The sequence below is a fragment of the Halobacteriovorax sp. RZ-2 genome, assembly GCF_043196685.1.
Taxonomy (GTDB): domain Bacteria; phylum Bdellovibrionota; class Bacteriovoracia; order Bacteriovoracales; family Bacteriovoracaceae; genus Halobacteriovorax_A.
In genome coordinates, this window is record NZ_JBEBMR010000001.1 from 565,720 (window position 1) to 577,583 (window position 11,864).

Here is an 11,864-nt window from a genome sequence, read left to right on the forward strand (position 1 = left end):
GAAGAGAATGGATAATTTAGAATACTTAGAAAAATTTGGTAATCGAGTTGATATTGAGTCTTTAAAACAGCTTAAGGCCGAAAAGATTCAAATGTTTCGTACAAAGTACCAAAAAGAATACAAAGAGATTTTTGATATCATTCCTTCTCTTGAAGAGGATTCAAAAGAAACTCTAGAGACTGCAACGAAACTTATTCCTTGGCGAAAGGGACCTTTTCAAGTTGGCGAGCTCGATATCGATGCGGAATGGCGCTCTGATAAGAAGTGGCAAAGATTAAAAGAATCTCTACCAAACTTGAAAGATAAGGTTGTCTTAGATGTAGGCTGTAATAACGGCTACTATATGTTTGAGATGGCCAAGCAAGATCCAAAGCTAGTGCTTGGAATTGATCCTGTGCTACACAATCAGGCCCAGTTTGAATTTATCAATCACTTTAAAAAATACGATAATTTAAAATTTGAATTATTTGGAATTGAAGACCTTCCAAATTTTAGATCATTCTTTGATGTCGTCTTCTCAATGGGAGTTCTCTACCATCACCGTCATCCTCTTGAGCAGCTAATCTCAATTAGAGAGTCTCTTGTTCCTGGCGGAGAAATGATTATGGAGACAATTGGTATTCCTGGAGAAGAAACGATCTGTCTCTTCCCTGAAGACCGTTATTCAAAGATGAGAAATGTATGGTTTCTACCAACTCTTAGTTGTCTAAAGAATTGGATTAATCGTACTGGCTTTATTGATATGGAAGTTGTTTCTGTTTCAACGACTAATTTTGAAGAACAGAGACAAACAAAGTGGTGTCCACCTCCACATCAATCACTTGAAGACTTCTTAGACCCTGATGATAAAACGAAAACAGTTGAAGGCTATCCTGCTCCGGTAAGGTTTTGTATTAGAGCAAAGAAAAAGCCTAATTCACCAATAAAGACTTTTTAATGATCAATAAGAGCAGAAAGGCCATTTACCTAAGCTTTGGAATTGCATTTGTGATTCTTGCCTTTATTGGTATCTTTCTTCCTCTTATTCCAACAACTCCTTTTCTCCTGCTAAGTGCATACTTCTTTTCTCAAAGTAATGAGAAGTACTACCAGTGGCTCCTTGACCACAAGATTTTTGGGCCAATAATCACAGATTGGAATAAGTATGGTGTCGTCAGTGTGAAGTCAAAAATCATTGCCATCTCAATGATCGTGGCCCTCTTTTCGTACACACTGATTTACGTAGAAGTTGATCCAACGATAAAAGTTATCGTTTCATTAATAGGAATTGGGGTTATTGTTTTCTTACTGACAAGACCGAGTAAGAGAAAGCTATAATTTATACTTCTGACCTTTTTCAAAAATATAACACTCTCCGTGAACAACAATTTCTTCATCAGTAACTACAAGTCCACTACCATCGGGACATGCATAAATTGGATAGCGAGATAGAATCGAATGTCTCTTCAATTCGTCATCGTAACGCTTTGATTTGCGATAATGTGGAAAGAATTCAAAGTCGATAATATTCATGGCCTCAAAATCAGTTACATTATCTTCATTATCATCGCGATCCCAAGGCGGGAAAGATGCCGTTAAAATATTAGGAGTTGTGATAATAGCGCCAGCAGAGAGTCCTGTTAGAATTCCTCCTCGCCCTACATACTCAATCAATTCCTCAAACATCCCACTTTCTTTGAGATGCTTTAAAAAGTAAAAGGTATTCCCTCCCCCAAGATGAATCACATCACTTTGAAGGGCCTCTTCTTTTAGTGTTCGATCAAACTCATGATCAACAGGAAGATGAATAAACCTTTTAAAGCCTATTTTCTTATAGGCCATGATTAGGTCAATGAATTCTAATTCAGATTCATAAGAACCTGCAGGTATATAAGTTATGCTTGGTGAATCGCTCTTACAAAGCTCAAGGATATGCTCGTCAATTTCGACATTGTCACAAAAGTCGCCACCACCATATAGTCCAATTTTCATTTGCTAGATGCCTTCTCTGTAATCTCTTACAATTTTTAGAAGCTCTTTTACGATAGGCTTTAGATGCTTCTTCTCATTCGCAACTCGCTCACTCTTCGGACTGATATTATCGGGGTCGAATGTTTGATGTTCCCTAAAGTCATGAACCACATTGAAAATCGTTTGTGGATCAAACTTCTTATACTTCTTCATCATTGATTCAACGATGCGTGCGATACTATCCCCTGTTACTCTTTCATACTTATTAATGATTGAAGAGCGCATAACAACTTCTAATAACACTTCATCAAATTTCTTCTTTGATTTCTTTGAAACCAAGTGAAGTAACTTAATATAAGAATCTTGAAAAGAATCAATTTTATTCGCACGATATGAATTGATCTCTAAGTCGGCCTTACTTGCATAACTAGATTTAGCGATATTAATAAACTCCTCACGAGTAATCCACTCTCCTCGACTCAATATCATTTGGGGGTACTCTCGGAGAATATCGCGCATACTAAAGATTGCATCCCAACAAATTCCATCACTAACTTCATAGAGGCCAAAGCTTGATTTCGCTTTTTCGAAATAATAGAAGGATCTTTGTAGCTCTTCAATTTCTTGAGATTTTTTTTGAATTAACCAATCATGATATTTCGGAGAAATCCCTATTTTTGAAATGAGATTATATTTCTTTTGAGTCTCAAAAATTTCATCAAATTGTTCGAGATACTCACTTGCCGCAAATTCAGCGATAGGTTTCTTTTCTTTCGTTTCTAAAAAATCCACAATCTGTACAAAGGATTGAACAATATACTTGGCCTTATCCTTTTGTTCTTTAATTGTTGTGGAATAGCGTTGAACATCGTCAAAGCGATACTCATGGTGGTAGAGCCCGAACTGCCTAATTGAGCCATAGTCGATAATTCCCCCATTCATAAGGATATTATCTCCATCCCAATCCAGCCAACAAAAGATATAGTCATCTTCAAAATTTGCCGCAAGCTTTGCAAAGACCTCAACTTGCTTCTTTAAGAAGTAGCGGTATCTCGCCTTAGTTGTCTTAGGTACCTTCTGCCAATCATGATTCATTTTTTGGCGATCAATATAATAATTAACGATATCTTTTAAGGCATTATAATTGGCCTGCTTTAGATGATTGAACATATGTGAAGGCCTAATTAAGTTACTATTGGCCCTAACATTGATTGAGATATTGTCTTTAAACTTAATAATGGCAAGACACCTCTCCGTCTCATAGTTATTCTTTTGCATAACTTCTGAAAACATAAGAGTTGCAAGTCCTTCATCAAACTCAGAGTAGCCACAACCGTATGAAATCGAAGGGTCTCCAGTTTTAAAGTACTTATTTTGTATATGAGTTGCAGGTGAAAGTTTCGTTGCCCCAGTTCCCTGACTTGAGATATCCCAAGTAAGGCCATTGTGATTGACTGTTCCGTTCCAAATAGAACGCCCATCACCAGAGGTCTTCCCCTGCTTATTCGGGTGTTGTAGCTGAAGATAGCGTGTTGCCATATAGCGATTTGGTAAGATTTCATCTTTTGGGTATTCAACACCATTTTCAATATCATATTCATTAATGATCACGATAGAGAATGTATCGAGGATTTTTTGAGCAAGATCTTTAGTAAGGGTATTTTCATGCTCTTCAGGGATTAGTCCCATCTCCTTTGCTAGCTCAAAGTTAAAGTAAGCAACACTTCCCCCATGCCTCTTTCGTACCTGGTATGTAATAAAAGAATCTTGGCAGCTATCCTGGAGCGGATGTTTGCCATTAATTTGACTAAATTTAGAATAACTTAAATTCGATTTACTAGATAATTTATTATTTGTTTTGCTACTTATCTTTAATGAGCCCATACTCAGATTATATCTTAACTAAAATAGCAAATTCTTCCGTACGAAGAATTTGCTATTTGTGAGCTATATACTTGAGTGTTTCTGTAAAGTTTCAGAATTAAGGAAGGACGTAAACCTTCTTAATTTCGATATTTGATACCGGAAGATTTTGAAATGGGCCATTTCTTCCAGTTTTTGATTTTTTGATTCGATTAACAACGGCCATGCCACTAATAACTTTTCCGAATACAGCATAACCATATTGAGATGGCGTTGGCCCTGAATGATCGAGAAAAGTATTATCTTTTACGTTCACAAAGAATTGTGACGTTGCTGAATTAATAACAGAAGTTCTTGCCATCGCAATTGTTCCAAGAACATTACTTAGGCCATTTGTCGCCTCGTTCTTAATTGGCTTTTCTGTTTTCTTCTTCTTAAGGCTTGTATCGTATCCCCCACCTTGAATCATGAATCCATCAATTACACGGTGAAAAATAGTTCCATTATAGAAACCAGAGTTAACATAGCTTAAAAAGTTTTTTACTGTCTCAGGTGCCTTTTTATCATAAAGTTTAATTGTGATGTCACCATAATTAGTTTTCATCATTACCTTAGTGTTTGCATGTACGCTAAGACCAATTAATAGAATAAAAAGTAGTTTTAATTTCAATTTCATTTTTCTTCCTCGAAGAATTTTTTAAAGTTAATAAATTCTTCGTGTTCATTATAATCTAAAAATTTATTTTTTGCGAGAAAGTCAATATTGTGATTGCCCCAATAAAAATCATCGTCAACTTCAAATGTTGGAACTCCGAAGACTCCTTTATCAAAGGCACGATTAATATCAAGCTTTAACTCTTTCTTTAAATTACGATCACTATCTAAACGTTCGTACTCCTCTGGTGTCAAACATTTTTTCGTAATAAACTCTTTAAACTGATTATAGTCATTAAAATCGTGACCATACTTCCAACCATAATGAAATGTTTCAAGAATAAATGCTGCTTGCTTCAATTTATCATTCTTAAGACCGAGGGCCATTCTTAAGTAAGGTAAAGAATTAAAAGGAAGCATCTTTGGTGAAGTTAGTTTTACTCCCAAGTGCTCAGCACTTCTCAAGGCTTCTTTAAATAAGTACAAGGCCTTGTTCTTTACTTGCGCAGGTGCGCTCATTTCATTCAAGGCAAAAAGCCTTCCCACCATCACTGGGCAATAATTAATCTCATACTTCTCGGCCAGAAGCCCTGCGTCTATTTGCATCATACTTAGGTATGAATAAGGAGACGTGAAGTCAAAATAGAAATTCAAGTTTTTTTTCATCTATCTACACAATTGTTATTTAAAGTTTGTTTAATTAAAATTATACTTTCTTAGTGATTAATTTTATTTTTCGATTCTTATTATTACTTCTTCTTTTCATTCCAGCAAAAGAAATTCTCGCAACGCAGACAATTGTACAGATTAATAATAAGACTTTCAAAGATCAAAATCATAATATTTCAAGGTATGTCGAATACAAGCTTACTGATGAGAAGCACTACACACCAGACGGCTTTAAAAGCAACGGCAAGACTGTTGTAAATCTTGATTATACAAATAAAAATATTTACCTACGTTTTAACTTTAGAAATACATTAGACCACTCTGTTCACAAAGAGCTTTATTTTAATACCCATACTTTTAAATTACATGAAGTCTATCTTGTGGATTTAGCATCACAAAAGGTCTCTGAATTTCCTGTCGAAAAAATAAATGCAAATACAATTCTGCACAAGTCATTGAGGATAGACCTAGGGCCGGGAGAGCAACAAACGATTGTTCTAAAAACTCATAGTCTACACAAATTTGATACTAAGGCCTTACTGGCAGACACTAAGTATATTCAAAAAGAGGAACAGACTAGAATCATAAGCCTTTCTATTTATCTAGGCTTTATGTGTACTCTTCTCATCTATAACCTAATTCTTGGCCTCATTAATAGAGCGTCGATCTATATCGTCTACTCAGTCTTTATTTTCTTTATGGTTAACTCTGTTCTGGCCTTATCTGGTTACACACAGGGTATCCTTTCCTTAAGTAATCATGTGAAATATCTAGGTGTCTTTGCGATGATCTCGTGTAACTACCTATATAAGTTTACCAAGGACCTCTTGAGTATCGACTTCTTTGAGAGTCCAGTTATAAAGAGACTAGAAAAGATTTATGCAGTCGTATCAATTGCTCTAATCATCTCAATTGTCGTCCCATTCTTTGATTCGTTTAATTTTATCATAGGGCCACTCGTCGATATTTATATCTTAAGTCTAGTTATCTTTATCATTTATATTTCAATCTATACGAACGTAAAACAGCCGACGATTGAATCAAAAGTCTATCTACTTTCATGGCTTATCATGAACATTGGTATATTCGCCTATTTTGCGACAATCTACGGCCACTTTACAGACAATGACTTTACACAAAACTCGATTCTCTTAGGAAATATGGTAGAGTCATTCACCCTATCAATTGCCCTAAGTCTAAAGATCAATAGACTTCAAAAAGAAAATGAAATTAACTTCATTAAAAACCTGGATCAGCAAAAGTATATTCGCCTCCTAAGAGTACTCTCTCATGATATTGCAAACTCTCTCTTTGTTATTGTCGGTTACTCAAGTCGCTATCTTCGTCGAGGGTATGTTGAAGAAACGAAGGCATGGCCTAAGGTTTACTCGGCCTGTATGCATATCAAAGACATCTTAGATAATGTTAAGGCAGAACAAGAGTTAATCAATAATGAGCCGCACCTCGAATATGTGAAGGTTAAAAGCTTACTTGATAATATTGTAACGATCTTCTCTCCTCAGTGTGAAAGAAAGAAAATAGAAATTGAAATCCCTCAGACTTCTGAGGACTTACAGGTCTACTCTAACCTTGCAATCCTCACTCACCAGATTCTGGGTAATATCATCTCAAACTCAATAAAATTTACTCCAAACCAAGGACTAATCAAGATCTCTTGCACACAGGTGGATCAAGCGCTTAAGCTCGAAGTTTATGATAATGGTATTGGGATTACGAAAAAGAAGTTAGAACAAATCTATAATAAGATCGATACAGGAATCAGCTTTGGTACCTTAGGAGAAAAAGGTTCCGGTTTTGGCTATTTTATTATTCGCTCTTATTGCGAATTACTTAAGATAAAGTTCACAATTGAGCGAAAACCCGTTGGAACTCTTGTGGCACTTTATATTCCTCTCAATAAACATAAATAGTGTTAAGTCTCTATAGTTGTGTAAATTCTAAATTCACCATAAAATTAAATTAATAGACTTTATTATTAGTTTTAATGAATTAGGATTTATGGATTACTACCCTCTAAGAATCACAACAATTGAAGCAGAAAGCGTCATAACGTTTGATTTATATATTTACTTTAAAGAGACCTATCTTAAGTATCAAGAGGCAGGCAGTGCAATCTCACATGAGAAACTTGAAAAGCTAAATAAGCAACAAGTTGCTAAGTTCTATATTCTTGAAGCAGATGTTGAAAAATATCAGCAATATATTAAAGACCTTCTTGATTCAAAACTTCAGGATATTGACATACCAATTGAAGAAAAGATTGAAGTCGTTGATGGTGCGTGTAAGACGGCAATCGAACAAACACTGAAGGCTCCAGATAAAGAAGAAAATTATCAAATGACAGAGCTTGCTGCCGCTCAGTTAAAAAAAGTTCTCTCTTCAGGGCCAGATGCCTTAAAACAATTCTTTGATAAAAAAACTGTCGATACAAATTTAATTATTGAACACTCAATGAATGTTGCAACCCTTGCTACTAGGCTTGCTATCAGAGCAGGTTGTAATGATACCGAGATTTCAAATATTGCGACTGCAAGTCTACTCCACGATGTTGGAATCACGCGCTTAAATAGCCAAGATCAAGAGCTCTTTAAAAAGAATAAAGAAGAGTTGAGTGAAGATGAGAAAAGAGTTTATGGCCTTCACGTTAAAGATGCCGTCAGTGCTCTTAAAGATAAACCATGGGTAACAAAGGAAGTTCTTGAACTCATCGTCAACCATGAAGAAGTCAAAGGTGGCGCTGGCCCAAATCGTTTAAAGGAATTAAGCCTCCCCATAATGATTATCTCTCTTGTAAATACTTACGATAAAATGGTTACTGTCCACAAGATGAATGCAAGGGATGCGCTAACTGAATTAACAATGAATCAACTTGATCACTACGAGCATGATGTCATTAACAAGTTTAAGGATATATTAATCGATGAAAATATTGTCTAGCTTAGCAGTTTTAATTTTTCTACTCTCTTCATGCAATACAAAGATAGTGGATGAAAATACATGTGATATAGAATCAATGAAGTGCTATCGAGGCTATCCTCATTCTTGTGATTTTATTAAGCAATGTAGTGGGATCAAGCATAAATTTACAAAGCAAGTGTGTTCAAATGCCTTTAATGAGCTTTTTAGAGGAGCTAACTCGAAAGATGTAATCGAGAAGTACTCCCCTAAAATTCTTCACTGTTTTAATGAAAAAGAATTTCATAATTTTAATATCGACAAGAATTTAAGACCTAAAGATTGAATCTCTTAGTCTCTTAAACAAAGAGCGCTGTGTTCTTATGCGATTCTTTGACTTAAGCATATTCTTAGACGAATCTAAGTCGATAAACTCTTTCTCACGATTTTCAATATATTGATTAATTTCTAATTCTTTCTGTGCACTAGTAAAATTCTTTCTTAGCTCTTTTGCATGAAGCTCATTCTTAGCAGAAATCTCTCTTGCTCTTTTTACGGCCTGATTTGCCACAGAACTCTTTTGGGCCTGAAACTTTCCTTCCCATGGCCTTTGTTGCTTCTCCATAACTTCTTCAGGAGTCGCAACAACAACCTCTTCAACAGCAACGACAGCTGGGGCAACCTCAACCTTCTTGGCCTGTTTCTTAGCTGTTAAATCATTTAAACCAATGGCCATAATTAAAACCTATTACTCAAATTTCCAAAATTAGCTTGCCCTAGGCCTCCAAAAACTCGTGCCTGATGTCCGGGAAGTTGATTTTGTTCTGATTTTCTTATGTGATAATTAGAGATCGCCTGATGGATTTGTTTAAATAACTCAACAGTGTCTTTTGCAATGGGCTTTCCAGCTGCATGTTCTGCAATTGAAAGATTAAGCGCCATCGCCTCTTCAGCACTTACTGATTCTTTAATACCAACAGTCGTACAACCAGTAACATTCTGATAGTACCAATTTAAGATATCGTTACTTAACTTCTTATTTGTTGAATACTTTGTTGGTACAAAGATTGATTCAAAATCTAGTCTCATCTCATCTTTAAATTCTTTTAGGAAGTGAGAGAAAACTCTGAAGTTTCTAAAGTTATTAATCTTACACTCGAGAGGTGAAATTAGTGCATCACTTGCCACAAGAGCATTAGTCGTTAGCTTATTCCAATTTGGAGAGCAGTCCATGATCACAAGATCAAAGTGCTCTTTAAGTGGATCAATCACTCTTTCTTTTAACCAAAACTCACGTCGGTTAATATTATTTAATGAGTCATTAAGAGCAACAAGCTCAGGTGTCTCTGGAATAATAAATAAATTAGGTATTCCTAGTTGAACGATCACTTCATCAAGAGTTGCCTCCCCAGAGAAGTAATCACATAGGCCCTTTGTCTGATCTAGTTTTTGAATAAGCTCATCAAGGCTTCCGCTGTCATCAGACTCAGTATCATAACCAAGTGACGTTGTTACATCTCCTTGGATATCAAGTCCAACAACACATACTCGCTGTCCATGAAGTGCAGCTGTGCGCGCAAGGTTTAGAGCAAGAGTCGATTTAAGAACTCCACCCTTTGTCGTGAAAACACAAACCGAAGTAGGCTTTTCAAATTTCTTGAAATAACCAACTTGTTCGCCTATTTTTGGAAGTAAATTTACTGGCCAACCTTTTCTAAAGATTGCACCACTTCTGTACTTACGAGAGGCCGGAATTTGCCCGGCAGATTCTAGATCTTGTATCTCAAATTTTAAATTTGGGTCACCATATATATCGGCCACTTTTTTAAGTGGGTAGAAATTATCCATTATTAAGTCTCCTCCATAAGTACTTTACTTATAATTTTACGCATTTAGTGGAGGCTGTGTCAAAAAAATCATACTCTCAAATGAAGCTGTGATACTATTTCGATGTGGAAGCTTTAGCTCTAGACCATATTTACGATTTTGCAGGCCATAAAGCACAGATTCGTGAAATCGGCCCTCTTGATAAGAAGATGCTTCTTGAAGGTATCCATGAAATGGAACCTAAGTCCATCTATCACCGCTTCTTTGGTGCAAAGAAAGGTTTAACTGCTAAAGAGCTAATCAATCTCACCGAATACGATAAGAGATTTCACTATGCTATCGGTGTCGCAACAATCACAAGTCCCTCTCATCCAATGGGAGTTGCAAGATTTGATATTCAACGAGACAATCCAGCTATTGCAGAGTTTGCCATTACTATCATTGATAAATACCAAGGCATTGGTATTGGTAAGGAATTGCTAAGTTTATTAATTCTTGAGGCGAGGTCTCGAGGAGTAAAAATCCTAAAGGGAGAGATGCTTAGTACAAATACGCAAATGATAGGCTTGGCCCAATCCATGACAAAGACGCATGGATGTGAGCTCAAGTTATCACGAAGTGAGCAGGGAGTTCAGACCATAAGCCTGATCCTTCCCTCTTAATCACCTACTGGCGATTACGTCCTTTAAGAACTTCTTTTCCACCCATATATGCTCTTAATTTCTCAGGAACATAAATTGAACCATCTTCTTGTTGATGATTTTCAATGAAAGGAACAAGAATTCTTGGCGTTGCAACCATCGTGTTATTTAAAGTGAAAACGTGCTTAACATTTCCATCTGCATCTCTGTAGCGAGTATTTGTTCTTCTTGCTTGCCAGTCGTGAAGTGCAGAACATGAGTGTGTCTCACGGTACTTTTCTTCACTTGGTACCCAGCACTCAATATCGTACATTCTAAATTTTCCAGCACCCATATCACCTGTACATACTTCTAGGATTTGATATGGAAGCTCAAGTGCCTTACAGAATTCTTCTGCAGCTTCAAGAAGTGACTTATGCCATTTTTCAGATTCCGCTTCATCACCTTTACAGATAACGAATTGTTCTGTTTTTTGGAATTGGTGGACACGGATAAGACCTTTTACATCCTTACCGTAACTTCCCGCTTCCCCTCTAAAACATGGAGAGAAACCAGCGTATAGAATTGGCAGATCTGATTCATTGATAATCTCACCACCGTGAAGACTATTTAATTGAACTTCTGCTGTTCCTGAAAGATAGATATCATGCTCTGGAATATAGTAAGCGTCTTCTCTTCCAGTTGGAAAGTGACCTGTACCATAAAGAGCGTCTTCTCTTGCCATCGATGGTGATGAAACAAGTGTGAAGCCTTTTTCCGTTAGCATATCAAGAGCGAGGCGGTGCATGGCCATTTCTAGAAGAACCATATCATTTCTAAGAGAGTAAGAACGTGAACCACAAACTTTTGCGATATTCTTAAACTCTGCCCATTCGTTCATTTCTAAAATTTCAACGTGATGTCTTGGAGCAAATGAGAAGTTTGGCTTCTCACCTTCAACACGGCTTACAACGTTTTCACTATCGTCTTTTCCAACTGGTGCATCTTTAGATGGAACCATTGGAACAACGTACATAAGCGCCTTAAACTTTTCTTCAAGTTCACTAATTTCTGGATTCATTTCCTTAAGCTCGTTGGCAATTTCTTTACCTTCAGCAATAAGTTTTGGTCTTTCTTCGTTAGATGCTTTTGGGATTAATTTCGAGTGAGCATTTCTCTTCTCTTGTAAATCCTGTTGTTTCGTCTTTAATTCAGAGAGTTTAGAGTCAATTGAAAGAAGTTCATCTAGATCAAGCCCAATTCGCTTGTTCGCAATTACATCCTTCATTAAATCAACATTTTCTCTGATAAATTTGATATCTAACACTATGCACTCCAGTTTATTTTTATAGTTGTTAGAATAAC

At 36.3% G+C, this 11,864-nt stretch carries 13 protein-coding genes; 6 read left to right on the top strand and 7 right to left on the bottom strand.

The features are described 5' to 3' along the window. Positions 1–7: 7 nt before the first annotated feature. Both cmoB and ABMA78_RS02645 read left to right on the top strand, forming a co-directional pair. Positions 8–937 carry a tRNA 5-methoxyuridine(34)/uridine 5-oxyacetic acid(34) synthase CmoB gene (gene cmoB, locus ABMA78_RS02640; RefSeq protein WP_392856778.1) on the top strand — a complete coding sequence of 310 codons (930 nt, stop codon included), beginning with the start codon at positions 8–10 and terminating at the stop codon, positions 935–937. Continuing rightward, entirely contained in the window at positions 937–1,317 is a 381-nt protein-coding gene (locus ABMA78_RS02645; RefSeq protein WP_392856779.1) for a YbaN family protein, read from the top strand. The genes cmoB and ABMA78_RS02645 overlap by 1 nt, the downstream gene beginning before the upstream one ends. Here the strand turns inward: ABMA78_RS02645 and ABMA78_RS02650 are convergent. The 4 genes from ABMA78_RS02650 to ABMA78_RS02665 all read right to left on the bottom strand — a co-directional run bounded on the left by ABMA78_RS02650 (position 1,312) and on the right by ABMA78_RS02665 (position 5,133). Continuing rightward, positions 1,312–1,971, bottom strand: coding sequence for a Type 1 glutamine amidotransferase-like domain-containing protein (locus ABMA78_RS02650; RefSeq protein WP_392856782.1), 660 nt, complete (start codon positions 1,969–1,971; stop codon positions 1,312–1,314). The genes ABMA78_RS02645 and ABMA78_RS02650 overlap by 6 nt on opposite strands. 3 nt (positions 1,972–1,974) lie before the next feature. Further along, positions 1,975–3,834, bottom strand: a complete 1,860-nt coding sequence (locus ABMA78_RS02655; RefSeq protein ID WP_392856784.1) for a hypothetical protein — start codon at positions 3,832–3,834, stop codon at positions 1,975–1,977. A 97-nt stretch (positions 3,835–3,931) separates the two neighbouring features. Beyond that, on the bottom strand, positions 3,932–4,489 hold the full coding sequence (locus ABMA78_RS02660; protein WP_392856785.1) for a peptidylprolyl isomerase: 558 nt from the start codon (positions 4,487–4,489) through the stop codon (positions 3,932–3,934). Next, complete coding sequence (locus ABMA78_RS02665) at positions 4,486–5,133, bottom strand: 2-hydroxychromene-2-carboxylate isomerase (RefSeq protein WP_392856788.1); 648 nt, start codon at positions 5,131–5,133, stop codon at positions 4,486–4,488. The genes ABMA78_RS02660 and ABMA78_RS02665 overlap by 4 nt, the downstream gene beginning before the upstream one ends. A gap of 53 nt (positions 5,134–5,186) precedes the next feature. Here ABMA78_RS02665 and ABMA78_RS02670 point away from each other — a divergent pair, with 53 nt between their 5' ends. The 3 genes from ABMA78_RS02670 to ABMA78_RS02680 all read left to right on the top strand — a co-directional run bounded on the left by ABMA78_RS02670 (position 5,187) and on the right by ABMA78_RS02680 (position 8,398). Beyond that, positions 5,187–7,067 carry a 7TM diverse intracellular signaling domain-containing protein gene (locus ABMA78_RS02670; protein ID WP_392856790.1) on the top strand — a complete coding sequence of 627 codons (1,881 nt, stop codon included), beginning with the start codon at positions 5,187–5,189 and terminating at the stop codon, positions 7,065–7,067. Positions 7,068–7,155: 88 nt separating this feature from the next. Then, entirely contained in the window at positions 7,156–8,094 is a 939-nt protein-coding gene (locus ABMA78_RS02675) for an HD-GYP domain-containing protein (protein WP_392856792.1), read from the top strand. Further along, on the top strand, positions 8,078–8,398 hold the full coding sequence (locus ABMA78_RS02680; RefSeq protein ID WP_392856794.1) for a hypothetical protein: 321 nt from the start codon (positions 8,078–8,080) through the stop codon (positions 8,396–8,398). The genes ABMA78_RS02675 and ABMA78_RS02680 overlap by 17 nt, the downstream gene beginning before the upstream one ends. Here ABMA78_RS02680 and ABMA78_RS02685 read toward each other — a convergent pair. Further along, the gene (locus ABMA78_RS02685; protein ID WP_392856797.1) at positions 8,381–8,788 is read right to left on the bottom strand and encodes a hypothetical protein; all 408 of its coding nucleotides are present in this window, start codon (positions 8,786–8,788) and stop codon (positions 8,381–8,383) included. The genes ABMA78_RS02680 and ABMA78_RS02685 overlap by 18 nt on opposite strands. A gap of 2 nt (positions 8,789–8,790) precedes the next feature. Further along, the gene (locus tag ABMA78_RS02690; protein WP_392856799.1) at positions 8,791–9,900 is read right to left on the bottom strand and encodes a ParA family protein; all 1,110 of its coding nucleotides are present in this window, start codon (positions 9,898–9,900) and stop codon (positions 8,791–8,793) included. Between the two features lie 104 nt (positions 9,901–10,004). Between ABMA78_RS02690 and ABMA78_RS02695 the strand changes: the two genes are divergently transcribed. Then, complete coding sequence (locus ABMA78_RS02695) at positions 10,005–10,541, top strand: GNAT family N-acetyltransferase (protein ID WP_392856802.1); 537 nt, start codon at positions 10,005–10,007, stop codon at positions 10,539–10,541. Between the two features lie 4 nt (positions 10,542–10,545). Here ABMA78_RS02695 and serS read toward each other — a convergent pair whose 3' ends face one another. Beyond that, positions 10,546–11,826: a serine--tRNA ligase gene (gene serS / locus ABMA78_RS02700; protein WP_392856803.1), complete on the bottom strand. Its 1,281-nt coding sequence runs from the start codon at positions 11,824–11,826 to the stop codon at positions 10,546–10,548. Positions 11,827–11,864: the final 38 nt, after the last annotated feature.